The sequence below is a fragment of the Ralstonia condita genome, from assembly GCF_958405655.1.
Taxonomy (GTDB): Bacteria; Pseudomonadota; Gammaproteobacteria; order Burkholderiales; family Burkholderiaceae; genus Ralstonia; species Ralstonia condita.
Genome location: NZ_CATYWO010000001.1, coordinates 358,737 through 382,980, shown reverse-complemented (window position 1 = coordinate 382,980; position 24,244 = coordinate 358,737). Strand labels below are relative to the sequence as shown.

23 protein-coding genes and 1 tRNA gene are annotated in these 24,244 nt (G+C 65.3%); 12 read left to right on the top strand and 12 right to left on the bottom strand.

Features of this window, described 5'->3' with window-relative positions:
• Positions 1 to 7: 7 nt before the first annotated feature.
• Positions 8 to 1,528, bottom strand: a complete 1,521-nt coding sequence (locus R2N03_RS01800; protein WP_316654529.1) for a leucyl aminopeptidase — start codon at positions 1,526 to 1,528, stop codon at positions 8 to 10.
• A 137-nt stretch (positions 1,529 to 1,665) separates the two neighbouring features.
• Here R2N03_RS01800 and lptF point away from each other — a divergent pair, with 137 nt between their 5' ends.
• From lptF to R2N03_RS01785, 3 genes are read left to right on the top strand one after another with little or no spacing between them, the layout of a single operon-like run.
• The gene (gene lptF, locus R2N03_RS01795; protein ID WP_316654525.1) at positions 1,666 to 2,784 is read left to right on the top strand and encodes an LPS export ABC transporter permease LptF; all 1,119 of its coding nucleotides are present in this window, start codon (positions 1,666 to 1,668) and stop codon (positions 2,782 to 2,784) included.
• Positions 2,784 to 3,977, top strand: coding sequence for an LPS export ABC transporter permease LptG (lptG, locus tag R2N03_RS01790; protein ID WP_316656493.1), 1,194 nt, complete (start codon positions 2,784 to 2,786; stop codon positions 3,975 to 3,977). Before lptF ends, lptG begins: the two co-directional genes overlap by 1 nt.
• Positions 3,977 to 4,348, top strand: a complete 372-nt coding sequence (locus R2N03_RS01785) for a sirohydrochlorin chelatase (RefSeq protein WP_316654523.1) — start codon at positions 3,977 to 3,979, stop codon at positions 4,346 to 4,348. Before lptG ends, R2N03_RS01785 begins: the two co-directional genes overlap by 1 nt.
• A gap of 8 nt (positions 4,349 to 4,356) precedes the next feature.
• Here R2N03_RS01785 and R2N03_RS01780 read toward each other — a convergent pair whose 3' ends face one another.
• Together R2N03_RS01780 and R2N03_RS01775 are read right to left on the bottom strand one after the other, a co-directional pair.
• On the bottom strand, positions 4,357 to 4,758 hold the full coding sequence (locus tag R2N03_RS01780) for a 5-carboxymethyl-2-hydroxymuconate Delta-isomerase (RefSeq protein ID WP_316654521.1): 402 nt from the start codon (positions 4,756 to 4,758) through the stop codon (positions 4,357 to 4,359).
• 30 nt (positions 4,759 to 4,788) lie between these two features.
• Positions 4,789 to 5,442: a substrate-binding domain-containing protein gene (locus R2N03_RS01775; protein ID WP_316656491.1), complete on the bottom strand. Its 654-nt coding sequence runs from the start codon at positions 5,440 to 5,442 to the stop codon at positions 4,789 to 4,791.
• Here R2N03_RS01775 and R2N03_RS01770 point away from each other — a divergent pair.
• The gene (locus R2N03_RS01770; protein ID WP_316654519.1) at positions 5,362 to 5,688 is read left to right on the top strand and encodes a zinc-binding dehydrogenase; all 327 of its coding nucleotides are present in this window, start codon (positions 5,362 to 5,364) and stop codon (positions 5,686 to 5,688) included. The two genes, R2N03_RS01775 and R2N03_RS01770, sit on opposite strands and share 81 nt — an antisense overlap.
• A 7-nt stretch (positions 5,689 to 5,695) precedes the next feature.
• Here R2N03_RS01770 and cobA read toward each other — a convergent pair whose 3' ends face one another.
• The 7 genes from cobA to R2N03_RS01735 all read right to left on the bottom strand — a co-directional run bounded on the left by cobA (position 5,696) and on the right by R2N03_RS01735 (position 12,816).
• Complete coding sequence (cobA, locus tag R2N03_RS01765) at positions 5,696 to 6,502, bottom strand: uroporphyrinogen-III C-methyltransferase (RefSeq protein ID WP_316654517.1); 807 nt, start codon at positions 6,500 to 6,502, stop codon at positions 5,696 to 5,698.
• Positions 6,503 to 6,556: 54 nt separating this feature from the next.
• Positions 6,557 to 7,876 (bottom strand): sulfate adenylyltransferase subunit 1, encoded by a 1,320-nt coding sequence (locus tag R2N03_RS01760; RefSeq protein ID WP_316654516.1) that lies wholly within the window; start codon positions 7,874 to 7,876, stop codon positions 6,557 to 6,559.
• A gap of 2 nt (positions 7,877 to 7,878) precedes the next feature.
• Complete coding sequence (cysD, locus tag R2N03_RS01755) at positions 7,879 to 8,829, bottom strand: sulfate adenylyltransferase subunit CysD (RefSeq protein ID WP_232040774.1); 951 nt, start codon at positions 8,827 to 8,829, stop codon at positions 7,879 to 7,881.
• 20 nt (positions 8,830 to 8,849) lie between these two features.
• The gene (locus R2N03_RS01750; RefSeq protein ID WP_316656489.1) at positions 8,850 to 9,686 is read right to left on the bottom strand and encodes a phosphoadenylyl-sulfate reductase; all 837 of its coding nucleotides are present in this window, start codon (positions 9,684 to 9,686) and stop codon (positions 8,850 to 8,852) included.
• A 2-nt stretch (positions 9,687 to 9,688) separates the two neighbouring features.
• Entirely contained in the window at positions 9,689 to 10,234 is a 546-nt protein-coding gene (locus R2N03_RS01745) for a DUF934 domain-containing protein (protein ID WP_316654509.1), read from the bottom strand.
• A 15-nt stretch (positions 10,235 to 10,249) separates the two neighbouring features.
• Positions 10,250 to 11,911, bottom strand: a complete 1,662-nt coding sequence (locus R2N03_RS01740) for a nitrite/sulfite reductase (protein ID WP_316654507.1) — start codon at positions 11,909 to 11,911, stop codon at positions 10,250 to 10,252.
• Between the two features lie 131 nt (positions 11,912 to 12,042).
• Positions 12,043 to 12,816, bottom strand: a complete 774-nt coding sequence (locus tag R2N03_RS01735; RefSeq protein ID WP_316654505.1) for a sulfite exporter TauE/SafE family protein — start codon at positions 12,814 to 12,816, stop codon at positions 12,043 to 12,045.
• 155 nt (positions 12,817 to 12,971) lie between these two features.
• Here R2N03_RS01735 and R2N03_RS01730 point away from each other — a divergent pair, with 155 nt between their 5' ends.
• The 8 genes from R2N03_RS01730 to R2N03_RS01695 all read left to right on the top strand — a co-directional run bounded on the left by R2N03_RS01730 (position 12,972) and on the right by R2N03_RS01695 (position 21,572).
• Positions 12,972 to 13,913: a CysB family HTH-type transcriptional regulator gene (locus R2N03_RS01730; protein WP_316654504.1), complete on the top strand. Its 942-nt coding sequence runs from the start codon at positions 12,972 to 12,974 to the stop codon at positions 13,911 to 13,913.
• 41 nt (positions 13,914 to 13,954) lie between these two features.
• Positions 13,955 to 15,124 (top strand): ABC transporter substrate-binding protein, encoded by a 1,170-nt coding sequence (locus R2N03_RS01725; protein ID WP_316654502.1) that lies wholly within the window; start codon positions 13,955 to 13,957, stop codon positions 15,122 to 15,124.
• Between the two features lie 21 nt (positions 15,125 to 15,145).
• Positions 15,146 to 16,030 (top strand): NAD(P)-dependent oxidoreductase, encoded by an 885-nt coding sequence (locus R2N03_RS01720; RefSeq protein WP_316654500.1) that lies wholly within the window; start codon positions 15,146 to 15,148, stop codon positions 16,028 to 16,030.
• A gap of 69 nt (positions 16,031 to 16,099) precedes the next feature.
• Positions 16,100 to 16,184, top strand: a tRNA-Leu gene (locus R2N03_RS01715).
• A gap of 223 nt (positions 16,185 to 16,407) precedes the next feature.
• The gene (ilvD, locus tag R2N03_RS01710) at positions 16,408 to 18,267 is read left to right on the top strand and encodes a dihydroxy-acid dehydratase (protein ID WP_316654498.1); all 1,860 of its coding nucleotides are present in this window, start codon (positions 16,408 to 16,410) and stop codon (positions 18,265 to 18,267) included.
• A gap of 99 nt (positions 18,268 to 18,366) precedes the next feature.
• Positions 18,367 to 19,185: a prolipoprotein diacylglyceryl transferase family protein gene (locus R2N03_RS01705; RefSeq protein ID WP_316654496.1), complete on the top strand. Its 819-nt coding sequence runs from the start codon at positions 18,367 to 18,369 to the stop codon at positions 19,183 to 19,185.
• A 166-nt stretch (positions 19,186 to 19,351) separates the two neighbouring features.
• Complete coding sequence (locus tag R2N03_RS01700) at positions 19,352 to 19,768, top strand: MarR family winged helix-turn-helix transcriptional regulator (RefSeq protein ID WP_316654494.1); 417 nt, start codon at positions 19,352 to 19,354, stop codon at positions 19,766 to 19,768.
• A 4-nt stretch (positions 19,769 to 19,772) separates the two neighbouring features.
• Positions 19,773 to 21,572 (top strand): chloride channel protein, encoded by a 1,800-nt coding sequence (locus R2N03_RS01695; protein ID WP_316654492.1) that lies wholly within the window; start codon positions 19,773 to 19,775, stop codon positions 21,570 to 21,572.
• Positions 21,573 to 21,576: 4 nt separating this feature from the next.
• Here R2N03_RS01695 and R2N03_RS01690 read toward each other — a convergent pair whose 3' ends face one another.
• Both R2N03_RS01690 and R2N03_RS01685 read right to left on the bottom strand, forming a co-directional pair.
• Entirely contained in the window at positions 21,577 to 23,238 is a 1,662-nt protein-coding gene (locus R2N03_RS01690) for a sensor domain-containing diguanylate cyclase (RefSeq protein ID WP_316654490.1), read from the bottom strand.
• A 1-nt stretch (position 23,239) separates the two neighbouring features.
• Positions 23,240 to 24,229 carry an NAD-dependent epimerase/dehydratase family protein gene (locus tag R2N03_RS01685; protein WP_428984355.1) on the bottom strand — a complete coding sequence of 330 codons (990 nt, stop codon included), beginning with the start codon at positions 24,227 to 24,229 and terminating at the stop codon, positions 23,240 to 23,242.
• Positions 24,230 to 24,244 lie beyond the last annotated feature (15 nt).

Genomic DNA, 24,244 nt, shown 5'->3' with positions numbered 1-24,244 from the left:
AGGCGCATCAGGTGCGGTCCATCAGGAAGCGCGTCAGCAGCGGGACCGGGCGGCCGGTGGCGCCCTTGACCGCGCCGCTCTTCCACGCGGTGCCGGCGATGTCCAGGTGCGCCCAGTCGTACTTCTCGGTAAAGCGCGCCAGGAAGCAAGCCGCGGTCACGCTGCCGGCTGGCCGGCCGCCAATGTTGCCCATATCGGCAAAATTGGACTTGAGCTGCTCCTGGTACTCCTCATCGAGCGGCATGCGCCATGCGGTATCAAGCGACTGCTTCCCGGCCGCCACCAGCGCATCGGCCAGCGCATCACTGCGGGCATACATGCCTGTGTTGACGTGACCGAGCGCGATGATGCAGGCGCCCGTGAGCGTGGCCACGTCGATCACCACGGCCGGCTTGAAGCGCTCCACGTAAGTGAGCGCGTCGCACAGGATCAGGCGGCCCTCGGCGTCGGTGTTCAAGATCTCGATGGTCTGGCCCGACATGCTGGTGACCACGTCGCCCGGCTTGGTGGCAATGCCGCTGGGCATGTTCTCGCAGGTCGGCACCACGGCAATCACATTCTGCTTCAGGCCCATCTCGGCCACGGCGCGCAGCGTGCCGAGCACTGAAGCGGCGCCGCACATGTCGTACTTCATCTCGTCCATGCCTTCGCCTGGCTTGAGCGAGATGCCGCCCGTATCGAACGTGATGCCCTTGCCCACCAACACCACCGGAGCCTGCTTGGATGGTCCCCCCTCATAGCGCAGGACGATGAACTGCGGCGGCTCCTCGCTACCCTTGGTCACGGCCAGGAAAGCGCCCATCTTGAGGGCTTCGATCTGCTTGCGGCCGAGCACCTCGACCTTGAGCTTGAAATCCTTGGCGATCTGGCGGGCGGTGTTGGCCAGGTACGTCGGCGTGCAGATGTTGGAGGGCAGGTTACCCAGGTCACGCGTCAGGTCCATGCCGTTGGCGATGGCCGTGCCACGCGCGGCAGCCACGGCGGCAGCCTTGGCGTCCGCCGCCTGCACGGTCAGCACAACCTTGCGCAGGCCGCTCGGGGCGCCATTGCTGTTCTTATCGCGCTTGCTTTTGAGTTCGGGGTGGCGCTCGATGAAGCGGTAGCTGGCTTCGCGAATGAGCGTGACGGCGGTCAGCACGGCCCAGGCGACATCCTTGTCACGTGCGGTGTGCTCGGTGAGCGTCCACGTCGCATTGGTGGCTTTCGTGCCCGCCAGCGCACGCAGCGCGGTGCGCACGGCTTCGGCGTAGGCGCGATCGGTAAAGTCGGCTTCCTTGCCGAGGCCAACCAGCAACACGCGGGCGGCGCCCACGCCGGCCACTTCGTGCAGCAGCAGGGATGTGCCGCGCTTGCCTTCGAAGTCGCCCAGCTTGATCAGGCGGCCCACCAGGCCCTTGGTGGCCACGTCCAGCGCCTTTGCGGCGCCAGCCAGGGTCTGCGACTCGAACAGACCGATCACGAGGCAATCGCTCTTGGCAGCCACGGCGCCAGCTTTGGCCCAGTCCAGGGCTTTTGTGCTAAATTCCATCGCGCTTCTCTCTATGAGGCGAGTCAACGAAAGCCCACATTATCCGCGATTTTTCGCGGGGGCTCCGATGGTACGCAAATGGCGTCGCCATCGTCCCGAACCCTGGTCCGGAGCTCGCCCTCCCATCCTGCACCCGCATGATTTTCGAACAAGCCCTGCGACGCGAGCTGTCCTTCACCGCCGGCGCCGTCTTCCTCGTGCTGCTGACGTTCATGCTGACCACGCTGGTGATCCGCATTCTCGGCATGGCCGCCAACGGCGAGGCCAACCCGAACGACGTCCTGCTCCTCATCGGCCTGGCCACGCTGGGTTACCTGGCGATTCTGCTGTGCGCCACGCTGTTCATCTCGGTGCTGCTCGTGCTCACGCGCTGGTACAAGGATTCCGAGATGGTGGTGTGGTTCACGTCGGGCATCAGCCTGACGGATTTCATCCGCCCGGTGCTGCGCTTCTCGCTGCCGTTCATCGTGCTGGTGGCGCTGCTGGCCCTGTTCGGCTGGCCGTGGGCCAACCAGCAGAGCGCGCTGTTCCGTGACCGCTTCGAGCAGCGTGACGTGCTGTCGATGATCTCCGCCGGCCGTTTCATCGAACCGTCGCACGGCAATTACGTGCTGTTCATCGAAGGCGTGGATTCGGGCATGAAGCACGCCCGCAACCTGTTTGTCGCCAATGCGGAACAGGACAAGATCGGCGTGGCGCTGGCCAAGAGCGGCGAATTCAAGACCATGCCCAACGGCGACCGCTTTGTCGTGCTCGACAAGGGCCGTCGCTATGAAGGCACGCCCGGCAAGCTCGATTACCGCATCGTCGAGTTCGACAAATACGGCGTGAAGGTCGCCAACAAGCCGCCGCAGGCCGACGCCAACCTGCCCACCAAGAGCCGCTCCACGAAGGATCTGCTCGCCAACCCGACGCCCGAGAACCTCGGCGAACTGGTCTGGCGTATCGGCCTGCCGCTGCTGGCGCTGAACTTCGTACTGATCGCCATTCCGCTGGCCTACGTCAACCCGCGCCTGGGCCGCTATACGCCCATGATTTTCGCGGTGCTGATCTACCTGACGTATTCGAACCTGCTGAACCTGTCGCAGGCGTGGGTCTCGCAGGGCAAGATGAGCGTGTTCATGGCCTGGTGGCCGATCCACCTGGTGGCGTTCATCTGCGCGGTGCTGCTGTTCCGCTTCCGCCACTACAGCGCCGCCGGCCTGAAGGGTATCTTCGCGCTGCTCGGCTTCGCGCCGAAGAAGGCGGGCGCATGATGAAGATGCCAGTCTACGAAAAGTACTTCGCACGCCAGATCTACGGGGTGTTCATCTTCATCCTGTTTGCGGTGCTGGCACTGTTCATCTTTTTCGACATGCTGGGCGAGCTGGGCTCGGTGGTTGGGCGCTACACCACGCTCGTCGCGTTCTTCCACGTGATGCTGCAGGCGCCGACGCGTGTGTACGAAGTGATTCCGGTGGCGGCACTCATCAGCGCCATCTATGTGTTCTCGCAGATGGCGAGCCAGTCGGAGTTCACGATCTTTCGCGTGGCCGGGCTCGATACGCGCCGTGCGCTGCTGTCGCTGTTCAAGATTGCGCTGCCGCTGGCGCTCGTCACGTACATCTTCGGTGAATTCATCGGGCCGAAAGCAGAAGAGTACGCCCAGAAGGTGCGACTGGAAGCGCTGGGCGCCACCGTGTCGGCCGGGTTCCGCTCGGGCGTGTGGGTGAAGGATCGCGGTCCTGCCGCGCCTGACGGCTCGGGCGGCGAGGTCACCCGCTTCGTCAACGTGGGAAGCCTCCAGCCGGACCAGTCCATCAAGGGCCTGCGCATCTACGAATTTGATTCGGATTACCGCCTGAGCTCCATTCGCGTGGCCCAGCAGGCCCGCTACCAGGGCCATCAGAACTGGCAACTGAGCGATGTCACGGAAACGCGCTTCGTTGAATTCCCGCGCAAGCCTGGCGCGACCACGCCGCAGGACACCGTGCAGGCCGTGCCGGGCGCACCCGACGCGCTCGCGCCGGACTTCCGTGGCGAGCAGGTCAAGCTGCCGCAACAGGAGATGCGCTCGGAGCTGACACCGCAGATCCTGTCGGTGCTGATGGTCACGCCCGACCGCATGGCCACGCTGGATCTGTTCCAGTACATCCGTCACCTGCGCGACAACAAGCAGGACACGCAGCGCTACGAGATCGCGCTGTGGAAGAAGATCGTCTACCCCTTCACGGTGCTGGTGATGATGGCGCTGGCGCTGCCTTTCGCCTATCTGCACGCGCGCGCCGGCGCGGTCGGCTTGAAGGTGTTCGGCGGCATCATGCTCGGCCTGTCGTTCCAGTTGGTGAACAACCTGTTCTCGCACGTCGGCCTGCTGAATACGTGGCCGGCCATCTTCACGGCCATCGTGCCGGGCGCGCTGTACCTGGCGCTCGCACTGGTGAGCCTGCGCTGGGTGGAGCGTCACTGATGGCAGCGCGCGCCCTCATCCTCTTTGCGCACGGTGCGCGCGACGCCCGCTGGCGCGAGCCGTTTGACCGCCTGCGCACGCGCCTGGCCGCCCAGCAGCCCGCGGTGGATGTCCGGCTCGCGTTTCTTGAATTGATGACGCCGGACCTGCCGAGCACCATCGATGAGCTGGCCGCCGCGGGCACGCAACGCGTCACCATCGTGCCGGTGTTCTTTGGTCAGGGCGGCCACTTGCGGCGCGACCTCCCGGCGCTCGTCGCGCAATGCGTGCAGGCCCACCCGACCCTCTCCATCCATTGCGCTGACGCCGTCGGCGAAGATGACGGCGTGCTCGACGCCATCGCCGGCTATTGCGCACGACAGCTCGGCTAGCCCCCCCCCTACTGCGGTTCCAGCGTGCGCTGAAAGCGCCCGTGCACGTTGTTCTCGACATGGAACCCGTGCGTATCGAACTCCACCAGTTCCAGCGCCAGGCCGAGATAGCGTCGCGCAAACACACCCGCCAGATGCTCGCGCATGGCTGCGAACATATCGTCGCAGACGGGCCCCGTGACCGCTTTGGGCCGACCAGCACTGATCCTGAACGTCACGTGAATGAAGGCGTCGTCCGCCGCGCCATCCGCCATGCGGTATTGATCCAGCCGCAGCGCGCGCGTGCGGATGCCGCCCGTGGCAAACACATCGGCATGGCGGATCAGGACATCGTTGAGCGCGCGCATCAGCTCCGGAATGCGCGCCTCGGCTTCGACATTGGCGGTGTATTCGATGATCACGTGCGGCATGGCAGGCACCCGAAAGGAACGTTAGGTCAATCACGCGCCACCACGGCTTCCGCGCACAATGCCGATTCGAGCGCGTCCACTACGCGCCCCAGCCGGCCGAGCGACGGCGCCCGCTGCCAGCTTGTGCGCCGATAGTGAACCCTCATCAAGCTGCGCGCCGATGAGGCGCAACGGCGCGAAGCCCAATCCAAAGCCCTCCGCCACCAGCGCGTGCTGCAATGGCACCGACTGCACCTCGGCAGCCACGTTGGGCGTCACCCGGTCAGCCTCGTAGCGGCCCAGCAACCACGCGCGCATCTCGCAGCCGGCCGGGTTCAGCACCCAGGCCTCGTCCCGGACCTGCGCCATTGATAACGCGTGTGGCAGCCTGCGGGACGGCGCGGCAATCAGGCTGACCGGCTCGGCGCCGATCACGCGGATGCCTTCACCGGCATGGCGGCCATGGGCGCGGGACGGCGCGAGCCACAGGGCTGCGTCAAGTTCGGCGCGCTGGAGGCGCTCGCGCAAGACGCCGCCCCACTCGCAGCTCAGGCGAAACGACACCGCGGGATAGCGCTCCCGCAGGCCAGACAGTACGCGCGCGAATCGCACATCGCCCACGGCGTGGCTCACGCCCACACGCAACACACCTTCCGGTTCACCCGTCGCGCGCTCGCTGAAAGCGTTGCGGGTGGGCGGGCAGATCCACTTGGTCGGCTATCTGGCCGGGCGCGAGGGTGGCGTGAATCCGCTGGAGATTTTCGCGCGCAAGGGGTGATCCGGCCAGCGTCGATCGGATCGCGCGCGTCATTCGAGGCGATGAACCGGGCGCTGGCGCTGCACGGCTTGCACCCGATCGTCGATCAGGTACGGCCGTGGCAGGAAGCGCGGGAGGCGTTCCGGGCGATGGAAGCCGGAACGGTGTTCGGGAAGGTGGCGCTGGCGTTCTGAGCGTCGCTCAGGCGGCCAGGATGTGCGGCTCGCTGACGAGGACTTCCGGCGCGGATGCCGTGGCCCGCGCGGCAAACGCGTCGCCGATCATCAGCAAGCTCGGATGCTCAGGGTTGATCCACTGCGCAGCGGCGCCATCGGCCATTTGCCGCAGCGTGAAACAGGCCGAGCGCTGCTCGGGCGTGGTGGCAGCCTCGACCACCCAGGCAGGCGTCGACGGGGCGCGGCCACGGGCGATCAGGTCTGCAGCGATGGAAGCGGCTTGATCGCGGCCCATGTAGTAGACGAGCGAATCGGCCTGCGCCGCGGGTTCCGGCACGACGGCTTCGGGTTGCGGCGTATCCGGATCGGCCGCCTTGGCTTGCGTAACGAACGCCACGCTGCGGGCGACGCCGCGCTTGGTTAGCGGCTGGCGGATGGCGGACGCGGCTGCCAGCGCAGCGGTAATGCCTGGTACGACTTCGTAGTCGATGCCGGCCTGCTCGAGCGCCTGCAGTTCCTCGTCAGCACGGCCAAACAGCATCGGATCGCCACCCTTCAGACGCACGACGCGCTGGTACTTGGTGGCCAGGTCGACGAGTTGGCGATTGATGAAGCGCTGCGCGGTCGAACGCTTGCCGCAGCGCTTGCCGACCGCAATCAGCACCGCCTGCGGGCAGTACTGGAAGACCTCGGGCGAGACCAGTGCGTCATGCAGCACGACCTCGGCTTCGCCCAACAATCGTGCACCGCGCACCGTGATGAGGTCCGCCGCGCCGGGGCCGGCACCAATCAGGCTCACGTGGCCGAGTGTTTTGGGGGTTTTCGCTTCCATTGCCTAGATTCCTTTGCTTTTTCCTGCGGGGCGCATTACCGCGCCCCATCCACATCAGGAAAATGCACGGATCATGCCAGCCGCCACCGTATGGTGCGTCGATTCGTCCACTAGGATGAACGCGCCGGTCGCCGGGTTATCACCGTACGCGTCGCACACGATCGGCTTCTGCAGGCTGATATTGACCGTACCGATATCGTTGAGCGCGATCTGCTTGCGGCCGGTTTCGTGCGACAGCGTATGCACGTCGAGCACGCGCTCCACATCCGACACCCGTGCAAACACGGTGGCCGTGGTGTGCTTGAGCACGTATTTGCGGGCCGGGTTCAGTTCGTGTTCGTCGAACCAGCACAGGTCGGCATGCAGTTTCTTGGCTGCGTTGGCGGCAGTGGTCGGGGCAGCGACGATGGTGTCGCCGCGCGAGATGTCCACATCGTCCGCCAGGCGCACGGTGATGGTCTCGCCGGGGCCGGCGGATTCAGCTGCGCCATTGGGCGTCAGCACTTCAGCCACCGTGGTTTCGCGGTTGGCGGGCAGCACGCGCACGGCTTGGCCGACACGCACGGTGCCGGCTTCCACACGACCCATGTAGCCGCGGAAATCATCGGCTTGCGAGCCATCCTGGCGCGCCACCAGCTGCACCGGAAAGCGCAGCGCATCGTCGCCCGCCGGAGCGGTCTCTTCCACCTTCAGGTCTTCGAGCAAAGCCAGCAGCGGCTCGCCCTGATACCACGGCATGCCTTCCGATGCGTGCACGATGTTGTCGCCGCGCAGCGCCGACACCGGCACATAACGGACGTCGCGCAGACCCAGTTGCGTGGCCAATGCATCGTAGGCGGTACGGATTTCGTTGAAGCGCGTTTCGCTGTAGTCGACCAGATCCATCTTGTTGATGGCCACGATCACATGTTGCAGCTCCAGCAGCTTGACGATGGCCGAATGGCGCTTGGTCTGGGCCAGCAGCTCCGTCTTGCCATCGACGGTCGTCACACGCGTGGCATCGATCAGGATGATGGCAGCGTGCGCGGTCGAGGCGCCGGTCACCATGTTGCGGGTGTACTGCTCGTGGCCCGGCGTGTCGGCAATGATGAACTTGCGACGCGCAGTCGAGAAATAGCGGTACGCCACGTCGATCGTGATGCCCTGCTCGCGCTCGGCTTCCAGGCCGTCGGTCAGCAGCGAGAAGTCGATCTGCTCGCCGGCAGTGCGCTTGTTCTTGGCGTTGGCCAGCGCTTGCAGCTGGTCGGTCAGCACGGCCTTGCTGTCGTACAGCAGGCGGCCGATCAGCGTGCTCTTGCCGTCGTCAACGGAACCGGCGGTGATGAAGCGCAGCAGGCCTTGGTGCGATGCAGGATGCGTCGAATGCGTTGTCATGATCAGAAATACCCTTCCTTCTTGCGCTTTTCCATCGAGGCTTCGCTCGTCTGGTCGTCCATGCGCGTGGCGCCGCGTTCGGTGATTTCGGTGACGGCCGTCTCGGCGATGATCTCGGCCGGCGTGGCGGCGGTGCTCGCCACCGGGCACGTGCAGCTGATGTCGCCCACGGTGCGGAAGCGCACCGACAGGACTTCACTCACGTCGCCATCGGCCTTGGGCGTGATCGACGTCACCGGCACCAGCAGGCCGTTCTTGCGCACGACTTCACGTTGATGCGCGTAGTAGATCGGCGGCAGGGCCAGGTTCTCGCGAGCGATGTACTGCCACACGTCGAGTTCCGTCCAGTTGGAGATCGGGAACACGCGCATCTGTTCGCCCTGCGCCATGCGGGCGTTGTACAGGCTCCAGAGTTCCGGGCGCTGGGCCTTCGGATCCCACTGGCCGAACTCGTCGCGGAACGAGAAGATGCGTTCCTTCGCGCGGGCCTTTTCTTCATCGCGGCGGGCACCGCCCATCAGGGCGTCGAAGCCGTGCGATTCGATGGTTTCCAGCAGCGTGACGGCCTGTGCCGCGTTGCGCGAATCGGTTTCCTTGCGCAGGCGCACGGTGCCGCGCTTGATGGAATCTTCCACATGCCCGACCACCAGGCGCGCGCCGAGCTTGGCAACCTGCTCGTCGCGGAAGGTGATCACTTCCGGGTAGTTGTGCCCCGTGTCGATGTGCACCAGCGGGAACGGCAGCTCGATCTTGCGATCGCCCAGGCGGAAGGCCTTGAGCGCCAGATGCAGCATGACGATCGAATCCTTGCCGCCCGAGAACAGCAGCGCCGGGTTGCGGCACTCGGCCACCACCTCGCGGATGATGTAGATCGACTCGGCTTCGAGCCAGTCGAGGTGTTCGTTCTGCACAGGCGTCAGCGCCGTGCCGGGGATCTCGCTCATCACTCCCATGGTTCTTCCTTCGCTTTCGCTCAATTCTTTTGCGACAGATTCGTCGCCGAATTTGTCACCGCATTTGCCGCATGCAGACCGCATTCCTTGCTGTCGCGCGATTCCCACCACCACCGGCCGGCACGCACGTCCTCGCCGGCACGCACCGCGCGCGTGCAGGGCTCGCAGCCAATGCTGGGATAGCCCTTGTCATGCAGCGCGTTGGTCGGCACGTTGTGCTGCTCGAGGTAAGCCCAGACTTCGGCCTCGGACCAGTCGAACAGCGGGTTGTACTTGGCGATGCCGCGCGCGGTGTCGTCTTCGGCAAACGGCAGGTCGGCACGGGTGACAGCCTGCTCGCGGCGCTGGCCCGTGAGCCATGCGTCGGCGTCTTTCAGTGCGCGGTTCAGCGGCACCACCTTGCGGATGTTGCAGCAGGCCTTGCGCAGCTCGATGCTGTCGTAAAAGGCGTTGAGGCTATGGTCGCGTACGTAGGCTTCCACCGCGCGAGCGTCCGGTGTGTATTGCTCGATCGCGTAACCGTAGTGCGCGCGGATGCGGTCGAGCATCGCGAGCGTTTCGGCATGCAGGCGCCCGGTTTGCAGCGTGAAGATCGGCAGGTGCGCGCGTACGGCTTCGGGGCTGCGCAGGATGGCATCGGTCACGACCATGTCTTCGGCGGCCAGGCTGGTGGCGAACTTCGCCACGCCGTGCTTGGCGGCAATCTCGGCCAGGCGCTCAAACAGCGCAGCTTCCTTGGCGGCCAGGGCTTCCGCGGTGCCGGTGTAGACGGGGCGCGCCCACAGCACAGGGCGCCCGATTGCGGACACCGGCACTTCAGACACGGCGATCTCTTGGCCTTCTTGTGCGTCACTCAGGCTCACGCGGCCTCCTGGACAGCACGCTCGCGGCGGAACAGCGGGCGCGGCTCGTCGACGGCGCCTTGATAGCGCACGCTGATCTCGCCAAAGCCATTCAGTGCGTCGTCGATGTTCTTGTCTGCACGCACGGCGTAGGCGTCAAAACCGCAACGGCGCATGAAGTCGAGCTGATCGCGCAGCACGTCGCCAATGGCGCGCAACTCACGCGTGAAGCCCAGGCGCTGGCGCAGCAGGAACGCGGTGCTGTAGCCGCGGCCGTCACGAAAGACCGGGAAATCCACCGCCACCAGCGGCAGGTTCGGCAGGTCAGCCTCCAGCGCGAACGGCTCGTCGTCCGGAGCGAGCCACACCGCCAGCGTGCCAGCGCGGGCGCGGCCGAGCAGCGCGTCGCGGTTGGCTGCCCAGTAGGCCAGCGGCACGATGGCATGCGCGGCGGCATCGACATCGGCCTGCGTCAGCTCGCCACCCTCGGGCACGCGCAGCACAGTCCAGTCATCGGCCACGATTTGCGGTGCGGCGTTCAGCAGCTTGATGATCTTGCTCATGTTCATTCCCTCGGCTTAGGCAGCTTCACGGACATAGACGCGTTCCTTGAACGGAGCCATGCCGATGCGGTTGTAGGTGTCGATGAACAGCTCGTCTTCCGTGCGGTGAGCGACGAACGTATCGATGATGCGTTCGATCACGTCGGGCATTTCTTCGGCCTTGAACGAAGGACCGATCACCTTGCCCAATGCGGAGTCGTTGCCTTGCGCGCCGCCGAGCGACACCTGGTACCACTCCTCATCGTTCTTGTCGACGCCCAGAATGCCGATGTTGCCGACGTGGTGGTGTCCGCATGAGTTCATGCAGCCCGAGATGTTGAGCGACAGCTCGCCCAGGTCGTATACGTAATCGAGGTTGTCGAAGCGCGCCTGGATCGCCTGCGCGATGGGGATCGACTTGGCGTTGGCCAGCGAGCAGAAATCGCCGCCGGGGCACGCAATGATGTCGGTCAGCAGGCCGATGTTGGCGGTAGCCATGCCATGCTCCTTGGCCAGTTGCCACAGCGCGAACAGGTCGTGCTTCTTCACATCGGGCAGGATCAGGTTCTGCTCGTGCGCGACACGCAGCTCGCCAAAACCAAAGCGCTCGGACCAATCCGCCACCAGCGACATCTGCTCGGCCGTCGCGTCCCCCGGGGGCAGCGCAACGCCCGGCTTGAGCGACAGCGTCACCGACGCATAACCCGGCACGCGGTGCGCATGCACGTTGCGGCTGACCCAGCGCGCGAACGCCTTGTTCTCGAGCAGCGCCTTTTCGTAGGCGGCATCGGTGTCGGCCAGCTTTTCATACGCGGGCGGCACGAAGTACTGAGCCACGCGATCGAACTCGGCCTGCGTGATGGTCGACGGGCCATCCTTCGTTGCCTGCCACTCTTCTTCCACCTGGCGCGCGAATTCTTCGGCGCCGATGGCCTTGACCAGGATCTTGATGCGCGCCTTGAACTTGTTGTCGCGGCGGCCGTAGCGGTTGTACACGCGGATGGCCGCTTCGATGTACGACAGCATGTGCTGCCAGGGCAGGTCTTCCTTGATGATCGCGCCCAGGATCGGGGTACGGCCCATGCCGCCGCCTGCGAGGACGCGAAGCAGCGTCCGACCATCCTTTTCGTAGACATACACACCGATGTCATGCAGCTGCGTGACCGCACGGTCTTCACGCGTGGCCGAGAGGGCGATCTTGAACTTGCGAGGCAGGAAGGCAAACTCGGGGTGGAACGTCGACCATTGGCGCAGGATTTCCGCCAGCGGACGCGGATCGACGTACTCGTCCTGCGCGACGCCGGCAAACTGGTCGGTCGTGATGTTGCGCACGCAGTTGCCCGACGTCTGGATCGCATGCATTTCAACCGATGCCAGCTTGGCAAGGATGTCCGGGACCTCCTCGAGCTTGATCCAGTTGTACTGGATGTTCTGGCGCGTGCTGAAATGCCCGTAGCCGCGATCGTGCTCGGCGGCGATGTGGCTGAGCATGCGCAGTTGCTTGGCGCGCAGGTGACCGTACGGAATCGCCACGCGCAGCATGTAAGCGTGGCGCTGGTAGTACAGACCATTCTGCAGGCGCAGCGGCAGGAACTCCTCTTCCGTCAGTTCGCCCGAGATACGGCGGCGCACCTGGTCGCGAAACTGCTCGACGCGGTCTGCGACAAGGCGGTGATCGTAAGCGTCGTATTGGTACATGACTGTTCAGTCCAATCCGGCGTGTGCCGGCATGCGATTCAATTGGGGAAAACGGTTCGTTCGATGGCTGCTGCCGTCGCCTCAGCGACAGCAGCAGCGCATCTCAAGCAGGGTCGCCATGAAGACACCCATCACGACACCAGCTTGATGGCCGTGATCGTCAGCGTGGCGGCAAGCGCGCCGCGCACCAGACGTTCCGGCAGATTCTTGGACAGGCGCGCGCCCAGCCAGATACCCGGGATGGAGCCCACCAGCAGCGACACCAGCAGGTTCCAGTCGATCGTGCCCAGATACATGTGGCCCAGGCCCGCCACGGCGGTCAGCGGCACGGCATAGGCGATGTCGGTGCCGGCCACTTCGGCGCTCTTCAATTCGGGATACAGGATCAGGATGAGCGTCGCGCCCACGGCCCCGGCGCCGATGGACGACACCGTCACCAGCACGCCCAGCACGGCGCCGACCATGATGGTCGCAATGGCCAGCGCCGTACCCTGCAGCCGATAGCGCGGGTTGCGTGCCAGCCAGCCGAGCACGCGCTGGCGGAACAGCAGCGAGATCACCGTCAGAAAGACCGACACGCCAATCGTCACGCGGATGATGTGCATCCATTCCTGCTCGAGACTGCCAGCTGTCTTCAGGACGAACACCGTCACCAGCGCAGCCGGCAAGCTCCCCAGGCACAGACGCTTGACGATGTCCCAACGGATATGGCCATGGCTGCGATGCGCAATGGTGCCGACGCCCTTGGTCAGCGAGGCAAATGCCAGGTCCGTGCCTACAGCGGTCGCCGGCGAAAAGCCGAACATCAGCGTCAGCAGCGGAGTCATCAGCGATCCACCGCCAACGCCCGTCAGGCCGACCAACAGGCCGACCAGCAAACCGGAAACCGTATAGGCGAGCGTCATGGCGCGGGGGACAGTGAGGGCGTGTTATCACGAAGTTCGAGCATCGTAATGAACGCGCCTCATATCCCAAACCAATAAAAAATTGTTTGTTTATATGGTGTCGGTTATAAGTAGCGTTCAGTTCGCACCCGTTCTTCTTTATCGACCGCGCAGCCATGAACCTTCACCAATTCCGCTTCGTGCGCGAAGCCGTGCGGCAGAAATTCAACCTGACAGAGGCCGCGAAAGCGCTCTATACATCACAACCCGGCGTCTCCAAGGCGATCATCGAGCTGGAAGAGGAGCTGGGCGTCGATATCTTCACCCGGCACGGCAAGCGCATCCGGGGTCTCACGGAACCGGGCAGACGCATCCTGGCCTCGGTCGAGCGCGTGCTGGAAGAGGTCGAAACCCTCAAGCGCGTCGGCAAGGACTACGCCGCGCAGGACCAGGGCAACTTCACCATCGCCACCACGCACACGCAGGCGCGCTACGCGCTGCCCAAGGCGATTGCCGAGTTCACGCGCAAATACCCCAAGGTTCGCCTGTCCATTCAGCAGGGCACGCCCGCGCAGATTGCCGAGATGGTCCTGCACGACCAGGCCGACATTGCCATCGCCACCGAGGGCATGTCGCATGTGAAGGATCTGATCTCGATCCCGGGTTACCAGTGGCAGCATGTGGTGGTCACGCCGCCTGATCACCCGCTTCTGTCTCGCCAGCACCTGACGCTGGATGACCTGAAGGGTTATCCGATCATCACATACGACCAGCACTTTGCCGGGCGCCCCAAGATCGACCACGCCTTCGAGCTGCGCCAGATCAAGCCCGATATCGTGCTGGAAGCCATCGACGCGGATGTCATCAAGACCTACGTGGAAGTGGGCCTGGGTGTGGGCATCGTGGCGGGCGTCGCGTTTGACGCAGAGCGCGACCGCAACCTGCGCGCGATTCCGGCCGGCCACCTCTTCGGCACCAACGTCACGCACCTCGGCGTCAAACAAGGCGCGTATTTGCGCGGCTTCGTCTACACCTTCATCGAACTGTTTGCGCCGACGCTCACGCGCAAGCTGGTAGAACAACTCATGTCCGGCGATCACGAAGCGTACGAGCTCTGATTCGCGCGCAATTGCAATTGCCCAACTTCCCCGGAGATTTCATGACGACCCGACGTCGCCTGCTGTGCGGCATGGCGCTCTTTGCCAGCGCCGCCGCCATCGCCCTGCCCGCCCAAGCGGACATCCGAGTGGGTGTGGTGCTGTCGACCACCGGCCCCGCTGCGGCCATTGGCATTCCCAGCAAGAACACCGTGCAGATGTGGCCCGCGACCATCGGCGGTCAGCGCGCGCAGGTCATCATCCTGGACGACGCATCCGACCCGTCGATGGCGGTGCGCGACGTGCGCAAGCTGATCGCCGAAGACAAGGTGGATGTGATCGTCGGCCCGACGATCGTGCCGACAGCGCTGGCCTCGCTCGACGCGGTGGCTGAAGGTCAAACGCCGATGATCACGCTGGCCGCCTCCGCTTCCATCGTCGAGCCGCAGGACGCCAAGCGCCGCTGGGCCTTCAAGATGCCGCAGAACGATTCGCAGATGGCCACGCTCGTTACGCAGCACATGGCGGACAGCGGCGTGCACACCGTCGGCTTTATCGGCTTTACCGATGCGTATGGCGAAAGCTGGTGGCGTGAATTCTCGAAGCTGGCCGAAGTGCGCAAGCTGCACGTGGTGGCCAACGAGCGCTTTGCGCGCACAGATACCAGTGTGACCGGCCAGATTCTCAAACTGATAGCCGCCAAGCCCGACGCCATCCTGATTGCCGGCGCCGGCACCCCGGCCGCCCTGCCCCAACGCACGCTGGTCGAGCGCGGCTACAAAGGACGCATCTACCAGACGCACGGCATCGCCAGCACGGAATTCCTGAAAGTGGGCGGCAAGGACGTGGAAGGCACCCTCTTCCCGACCGGCCCCGTGGTGGTGGCGCGCGAGCTGCCGGCCAGCCATCCGGTACGCAAAGTCGCCGTGGAATTTGCCGATCGCTATGAAGCCAAGTACGGCCCCAACACCGTCACGCAATTTGCGGGCGACGCCTGGGGCGCGTGGCAGTTGCTCGACAACGCCACGGCCCGCGCGCTCAAGACCGGCGCCAAGCCTGGCACGCCCGCTTTCCGCGCCGCCCTGCGCGACGCGCTGGAAAACACGCGCGATCTGACTGTGCCCAACGGCGTGCTGAACCTGAATGCCCAGGATCACCAGGGCTTCGACCAACGCTCGCGCGTGATGGGCATCATCAAGAACGGCCGCTTTGCTTACGCTGGCCCGCGCTAATCCAACACGCACAGATCTGCCATGACACGTATCGCCTTCATCGGCCTCGGCAACATGGGCACGCCGATGGTCCAGCACCTGATTGCCGCCGGGCACACCGTGCGCGCCTATGTGCGCCGTCCGGAGGCCGCCGACAATGCGCGCGCCATCGGCGCCGAGCCTTGCAGCACCCCTGTGGAGGCCGCACGCGACGCCGAAGTCATCTTCACCAACGTCACCTCCACGGCCGATGTGGAAGGCGTGCTGCTGGGCCCGGATGGCGTCGTCCATGGCGCGCCGCGCGGCGCTGTGTGCATCGACCACAGCACGATCTCGGCAGTGGCGACTCGTCGCATCGCCGCGGAACTGGAGGCCGCCGGCCTCGAATTCCTGGACGCACCGGTCTCGGGCGGCACCATGGGTGCGCAAAAGGCGACACTCTCGATCATGGTGGGCGGCAAGCCGGACGTGCTCGAGCGCGTGTGTCCGCTGCTGCGGTTGCTCGGCACCACGATCACGCATGTGGGCGGCGCAGGGTCGGGCCAGGTCGCCAAGGCGTGCAACCAGATCGTGCAAGTGATCAACATCGAGGGCATTGCGGAGGCAATGCTGTTTGCCCGCGCACAGGGCACCGACCCTGCGCGCGTGTTGGCAGCCATCAGCCCCGGCTTTGCGGGCAGCCGCATGCTTGACCTGATGGGCCCGAAAATGGCCGAGCGCAACTTTGCCGCCGGTATCGAAGCACGCCTGCACGACAAGGACTTTGGCCTCGTTCGTGAGATTGCTCACGAACTGGGCATTCGGATGCCAGCGATGGAGCTGGTGGCGTCGCAGCTCAACACGCTGGTCGCCAGCGGGTGGGGATACGACGACACATCATCGCTGCTGCGCGTGCTGGAATCACAGAACGCGTCCCAGGAGCCCTGAGCGGCCCAGCGAGGCGCGCCTTGTTCGGTCCGCCAGAGTTCTGGCATAATCTGCGGCTCATCTGCACCCGCCCGGGTGGTGAAACAGGTAGACGCAGGGGACTCAAAATCCCCCGCCGCAAGGCGTGTCGGTTCGAGTCCGACCCCGGGCACCATATTCCGAAGCCGCCCCTGCGCAAGCAGCGGCGGCTTTTTCATTGCCTACGCGATAACGATGCGGCGCAGCATTGCGTCCTGGACGGGCGCGTAACGTCAACGAGTAGCCGTGGGATAATGCGTTTTTGCCCCGGGCGTGGCTCAAGAGGTTGATCGCACGGGCGCGCGAGGGCCTGTATCCGCGTGGCCCGCCTCCTTTCGATCGCTTTTACGATTACCACGATGCCCACATACCGTTCCAAGACCTCCACCGCTGGCCGCAACATGGCGGGTGCGCGCTCGCTGTGGCGCGCCACCGGCATGAAAGATGAAGACTTCCAGAAGCCGATCATCGCGGTCGTCAATTCGTTCACCCAGTTCGTGCCCGGCCATGTGCACCTGAAAGACCTGGGTCAGCTCGTCGCGCGAGAAATCGAAGCCGCGGGCGGCGTCGCCAAGGAATTCAACACGATCGCAGTCGATGACGGCATCGCGATGGGCCACGACGGCATGCTGTACTCGCTGCCCAGCCGCGACATCATTGCGGACTCGGTCGAATACATGGTCAACGCGCACTGCGCCGACGCCATGGTCTGCATCTCCAACTGCGACAAGATCACCCCGGGCATGCTGATGGCCGCCATGCGCCTGAACATCCCGGTGATCTTCGTGTCGGGTGGACCGATGGAGGCCGGCAAAACCCGCTTGGCCAATCCTGTCACGAAGGCCGTCGAATTCAAGAAGCTCGACCTGGTGGACGCCATGGTGATCGCGGCCGACCAGGCCTATTCCGACGCCGACGTCGCAGAAGTCGAGCGCTCGGCCTGCCCGACCTGCGGTTCGTGCTCGGGCATGTTCACAGCCAACTCGATGAACTGCCTGACTGAAGCGCTCGGCTTGTCGCTGCCCGGCAACGGCACGGTGGTGGCCACGCACGCCGATCGCGAGCAGTTGTTCAAGCGCGCCGGCCGCCGCATCGTCGAACTGACCCGCCAGTACTACGAGCAGGACGATGACGGCGTGCTGCCGCGCTCGGTCGGCTTCAAGGCATTCGAGAATGCGATGACGCTCGACATCGCGATGGGCGGCTCGACCAACACGATCCTGCACCTGCTGGCCATTGCGCAGGAGGCCGGCATCGACTTCACGATGGCCGATATCGATCGCCTGTCGCGCGTGGTGCCCCAGCTCTGCAAGGTCGCTCCCAACACGAACAAGTACCACATCGAAGACGTGCACCGTGCGGGCGGGATCATGGCCATCCTGGGCGAACTGGATCGCGCGGGCAAGCTGCACACCGACGTGCCGACCGTGCACGCCCCCACAATGAAGGACGCGCTGGATCAGTGGGACATCGTCCGCACGTCGGACGAAGCCGTTCAGACGTTCTATCGTGCTGGCCCGGCAGGCATCCCAACGCAGGTTGCATTCAGCCAGAACACGCGTTGGCCAAGCCTGGATCTGGACCGCGCGGAAGGCTGCATCCGCTCGTACGAACACGCGTTCTCGAAGGAAGGGGGCCTGGCCGTGCTGAGGGGCAACATCGCGCTCGACGGCTGCGTGGTCAAGACCGCCGGGGTGGACGAAAGCATTCTCGTGTTCGAGGGCACGGCGCACGTGACCGAATCGCAGGATGAGGCAGTTGAAAACATCCTGAACGACAAGGTCAAGGCCGGCGACGTGGTGATCGTGCGCTACGAGGGCCCGAAGGGCGGCCCCGGCATGCAGGAAATGCTCTACCCCACCAGCTACATCAAGTCCAAGGGCCTGGGCAAGGCGTGCGCGCTGCTGACCGATGGCCGGTTCTCGGGCGGCACGTCGGGCCTGTCGATCGGGCACTGCTCGCCGGAAGCGGCGGCCGGTGGCGCGATCGGCCTCGTGCGCGATGGCGACAAGATCCGCATCGACATCCCGAATCGCACAATCAATGTACTGGTGTCGGACGAGGAACTTGCACGCCGCCGCGCCGAGCAGGATGCCAAGGGCTGGAAGCCCGTGAAGCCGCGTCCGCGCAAGGTGTCAGCCGCGCTCAAGGCCTACGCGAAGCTGGTCATGTCTGCCGACAAGGGTGCCGTGCGCGACCTGTCGCTGCTGGACGATTGACGGTGTGATGGGCTCATTGCCCAACTACCGCGATAGCCGCTCCCCGGAGCGGCTTTTTCATGGCCGCGCGCCCGTTCAAACCCACCGTGCAGGTTCCCCATGATGAGTGTCGGCCCGTTCTCGGTACGGATCATTATCCTGGCCTTGGCCTCGCTGATCGCGTGGCTCGTTGCGCGCTTCATGCGACGCGGCACCTCGGGTGACACGGGCAAGGCAGCTGCCAGCGTGCTGCTTGACGCGCTGCTTGTCGGTCTGATTGCCGCACGCGCCGGCTATGTCGCCCGCTGGTGGCCCGAGTACGGCGCGGCTCCCGCCTCCATCGTCGCCATCGGCGATGGCGGTTTCGATTGGTGGATCGGCCTGCCTGCCGCGCTTGTGTTCATCCTGTGGAAGACACGCCGCGCGCGTGCGGTACGTCTGCCGGCACTGGCGGGCATCGCTGCCGGGATGCTGGCCTGGGGCGCCGCCCTGGGCACCCTGACAACGCTTCAACGTGCAACGCCCGGGTTGTCTTCGCTGCGACTTCAGACGTTGGATGCCGTGCCCGAGCCGCTGGCGCGCTACATCGGCCGGCCCGTCGTCATGAACCTGTGGGCGAGCTGGTGCCCGCCCTGCCGCCGCGAGATGCCGCTCTTCTCGCAAGCGCAATCCGACTACCCTGGCGTGGTCTTCCTGATGGCGAACCAGGGCGAAAACGCAGCAACGGTGCGTGCGTTCCTCGCACAGGAAGGGCTCACGTTCAGTGACATCGTGCTCGATCCTACGTCGCTCGCGATGCGTGCATTCGGGTCACGCGGGCTGCCGACAACATTGTTCTTTGATGCGCACGGCAAGCTGGTCGACGCGCATCTGGGCGAACTCACGGCAGCCCGCCTGAAGGACGCCGTTCAGGCGATCCAACAGCCAAGTCGCCGTTAAGTACCGGACCGCCACGCATACCGGCGCGAAAACGTTCGACAAGCCTGGAGGCCGAGCCATCGCTTGGCCTTTTTACCGTGCGGCGGGACCGCTGCATCGCAGCCGACAGCGGCGCATCGAATATGTCATGTTGTGATATATTCCGCGAAAACCGCATACATAAACAATGTCAGCCGCCCCGCCTCGCCTGTTATCCAAGCAGGACTTCGAGACCCTGTCCGATTTCCGCTACCACCTGCGCCGCTTCCTGCGCGCATCCGAAGACCTGATCCAGTCCAAGGGCATCACACCGCTGCAATACCAGTTGCTGCTGCATATCAAGGGATTTGCCGGGCGCGAATGGGCGACCGTCGGCGAATTGGCCGAGCGCCTGCAGGCTGCCCCGCATGGGACGGCCGCTCTTGTCACACGGTGCGAAGAGATCGACCTCGTCAAGCGCCGTCCGAGCGACGCGGATGCGCGTCAGGTGGAAGTCCACCTCACCAGAAAAGGCGATCGCCTCGTTGCCCTGTTGGCCGCACTGCATCAGAGCGAGCTGTCTGCCTTCAGCCGCGCCTTCAAAATTCCCCATCTCGATCAGTAAGCTCATGCAGACCCTTGCGCATCGGCGCGATTTCGCGACCGACACCACGCTTTTCCGGACCACCGCGCTGGCGGTTGTCATTGCGGCATTTGCCACGCTGGCGGCGGTGGCGCTGCTCAACCTGATCCGCTTCTTCACCAACCTGTTCTTCTTCCAAACGCTGTCGCTGGCCAACCGTTCACCCGCGGACAACACACTGGGCGTGTGGGTGATCGCGGTACCGCTGCTCGGGGGCGTGATCGTCGGCCTGATGGCGCGCTTCGGGTCGGAAAAGATTCGCGGCCATGGCATCCCTGAAGCCATTGAGTCCATCCTCTTCGGCAAGAGCAAGATGTCGCCCAAGGTGGCCGTGCTCAAGCCGCTCTCGTCGGGAATCGTGATCGGCAGCGGCGGGCCGTTTGGCGCCGAAGGGCCCATCATCATGACCGGTGGCGCGATCGGCTCGCTCTTTGCGCAGTTCTTCAAGCTGACCGCCGCCGAGCGCAAGACCTTGCTGGTGGCCGGCGCCACGGCGGGGATGACGGCGGTATTCGGCACGCCAGTGGCGGCGCTGCTGCTGGCGGTGGAACTGCTGCTGTTTGAATGGCGGCCACGCAGCATGCTGCCGGTGGCTGTGGCGTGCGCGGTGGCAGGCTTTCTTCGCGTGCTGGTGCTCGATGCCGGCCCCCTGTTCCCGCTGGAGACAGCACCGGCCACGCTGCCCGCGCTGGGTTCGTGCGTGGTTGCGGGGCTGCTGTGCGGTGCGCTGGCACGCTCGCTGTCGATGGCGCTCTACAAGACCGAAGACCTCTTCGGCCGGCTGCCGATCCATTGGATGTGGTGGCCAGCCATCGGCGGACTGGCGGTCGGCATCGGCGGCTACTTCGAGCCGCGTGCGCTCGGCGTCGGCTACGACGTCATCGGCGATCTCCTCCACAATCATCTGGCCATCCGGGTGGCGCTGGCGCTGTTAGTGGTCAAGGCGGTCATCTGGGTGATCGCGCTGGGGTCCGGCACCTCGGGCGGCGTGCTCGCCCCGCTGCTGATGATGGGAGCTGGCCTCGGTGTGCTGCTGGGCCGCGTCCTCCCTGGCGGCGACCCGTCACTGTGGCCGCTGGTATGCATGGCTGCCACCCTGGCCGGCGTGCTTGGCGCCCCGCTGACGGCCATCATCTTCGCGTTTGGGCTCACGCACGACGTCAATGCAGTCCTGCCGGTGCTGCTCGCCGTGGCGGTGGCCTATGGGTTTGTCGTGCTGACCATGCCCCGCTCGATCATGACGGAGAAGATCGCGCGCCGCGGCTTCCACATTTACCGCGAGTACGCCGTCGATCCGCTCGAACGCCACGCCGTGGACGAAGTCATGACGCGCTCGGTACAAACCATCGAGGCTGCAGCTTCCGTTGCGGAGGTACTCGCCGGGCGCTTTGGCCCCTCTCAGGCACACCGCGGGTTTCCCGTCGTGCGCGATGGGACGCTGGTCGGTATGCTGGATCGCGATGCGCTGCTGGCGGGCCAGGCACGCGGTGCCGCCACCATTGCAGAACTGTTTGGCGCCAATGCCCCGGTGATGGCCCTGCCCGGCGAGACCTGCCGCATCGTCGCCACACGCCTGGCGGTGCACGGGCTGGAGCGACTGCCCGTGGTGGCCGATTCGCAGTCGCGCAAGCTGGTGGGCATCGTGTCGCGCAGCGATCTGGTCAAGCCTTCGCTCGCGTTCTTCGACGAAGAGCACCGCCGCGAGCGCTTCCGTCGTGTGCCGCTCTCTGGCACCCGCACGCAGCTGGAACTGCGGCGCCGGCGCGCAGACCGGACCGCGCGCTGACAGATCAACCGGCCACGTGCCGGTTTCGCCCGCTTTCCTTGGCGCGGTACAGCGCCTGGTCCGCGCGCCTGAGCATCTCCGATGCGGTGTCACCCGGCCTGCGGGCCGTCATGCCCATGCTGACGGTCACCGACAGCCCGGTCGGAAAACTTTCGTCCGTCTCGGCCACCGCCGTGCGCAGACGCTCGGCCACCTCGGTGGCTGCTTCGAGCGTGGTGCGCCCCATGACGATGGCAAACTCTTCGCCGCCCAGACGTCCGACCATGTCGCTGCTGCGCAGTACACCCGTCGCGAGCGACGCGAAGCGCTGCAGCGCCATGTCGCCCACGGCATGGCCCCATGTGTCGTTGATGCGCTTGAAGTGGTCCAGGTCAGCCAGCACCAGCACAAGCGGTTCGGCGCGGGTGTGGGCGCGCATGAGCACCGTATCGAACAGGGCCAGAAAGCGGCGCCGCGTGAGTACACCCGTCAGGTGGTCGAAATGGGCTTCGTTGGCCAGCGTGCTGTTGGTGCGCTGCAGCCGCTCATTGAGATGGCGCGTCAGGCGATGATGCTGTCGCTCTCGCACCAAGGACCACATCACCAGCACGAACGTCAGCAGCACGCTCACGAACAGCACGAAGCCGATCGTTCGGTTCCGGTCGTGCATGGCCAACTGCTGGCCCCAGGACGGCAACGGCTCGACCACCATGACGGTGAGGTCCGCACTGGCGTTGCGGGACACGGTGAGCGAAGGCATCGCGCTGCCTTCGCGCCAGGTAAGCGCATCGCGCACCTCGGCGGGCATCCAGTCAGGCACATGACGATGCGCCTGTGCGGTGGACTGATAGGGCCACGTTTCGAAGTCGACGCGCTGGTAGGCGTTGTAACGATCGCTGGCACGCATGGCTCGCAGGTGCGCCCCCGGCAACACCTTGCCCGCGAGCGATGCATCGGTTGACAGAATGATCAGGCCGTTCGAATCGGTCACCAGGGATGTCGGATGCGACACCCAGTGCTGCAGGCGTGCAAAGCTCACCTTGGTGCCCATGGCTGCGACGAGATAACCGCCGCGGTCGTACACGGGGGCCGCGAAGAACAGGCCCGGCACGCCGGTCACCCTGCCCACCGTGAATTGTTCGCCCAGCCCGCCCAGCATCGCCTCTTTCATGTACGGCTGCATGCTCGACTGCACGCCGATAAACGTATCGGCGTGAGCAGCCGTACTGGCCAGCACCACGTAGCCGCCCTGGCTGACAACCCACACGTAGTCCAGTCCGAGATTGCCGGCGGTCGTGCTGAGAAACTCGCTGGTGTCGACGACCTCGCGATGCGACAGCGCCTCCTTGGCGCGCGAGCCCTGGTCCATCAGGTTCCAGCGGCGCGTGTCGACGCGCTCGACCGCCTGCGGGATGGCATCGATCTGCGCGAGCGTCTGCGGGATCGCGCGTAACAGGGCTACATCGGCCGTAATCTGGTTCGACATGCCCTCCGCCACCTGCGAGGCAAGCTGCCGCCGGGCATCGGCCATCTGTTGCATGTCCCGCGCAGCCATCGCACCGGCCACCATGTCGGCTGCCAACCAGCAGAGCGCCACGCCAATCCCCACCGCCAGCAGCGCAAGTGCCAGCCTCACCGCGCGCCGGCGCGTGGCGTAGGCAGCCGCAGACGATACCGGCGCGTTCATGTCAGGGCCCACCCCGCAGGAAATGTCCCACGGTCGGGTAACGCAGCGCCATGCGGAGCTCGCGCGTCAGGCGCGTATTGCGCAGCCGACGCGATTCGCTCATGAAGGAGAGCAGTGTCGGCTCCAGCCGCTGTGCCGCCTCAGCCCGCGCAATGCGTTCCGGGCGCGGCAAGCCGTGCGCATCGGCCACCGCATCGAAGTAGTCGCCCATGCGCAGCTCAGAGCTGTCGCTCGCGTGCACGACGCGCTGCGGACGGCCGCGGAACAGCGCCGCAATCAGGGCGCGTGCGAGGTCGTCAGCGTGGATGTGGTTGGTGTAGACGTCGTCCTCGGCGCGCAGTGCGGGCGTGCCGCGTTCGAGGCGGGCAAGCGGCAGGCGGTCAGCCGCGTAGATACCGGGGATGCGCAGGATGGACGTGCGCCAGCCGCCGCCCGCGCCAAACCAGCGCACCCGTCGTTCGGCTGCTACGCGCCGTCGGGCACGTGCGGTGGTCGGGTTCACGGGACGGGATTCGTCCACCCATGAACCGCTCGCGTCGCCATACACGCCGCTGGTGCTGGCATAGACGAACGCGCGCGGCTGGAGGGGAGTTTTCAAGCGGCCGGTGTGGCGCGCCCGGTCAGGTAAAATGCGCTGCCTGGTATCTCGGGGGAGCGTGGCGGGACGGGCCAGTGCGTGCAGCAATGCTGCGGTGCGCGGGTCGTCTTGGCCGGCAGCCGGGGGCGGTGCCAGATGGAGCACGCGCGAACTGAGACCACGGAGCCGACGCAGCGATGCGGCATCGTCAAGATTGGCAAGCACCGGCACGGCGCCGGCTTCGCGCAACGGCGCGCGGCCCGCTTCGCGCGAGGTGACGGCAAAAACGCGGAAACGCCTGCGCAACAGCGTGAGGCAACGCTGGCCGACATCGCCGCAGCCAACGATCAGCACACGCGGAAGCCCCATGGGCGACATGGATTTGGGTGGCCGGGCGGCTCCCTGCCTCATCATCGGGCGTGCCGCAGC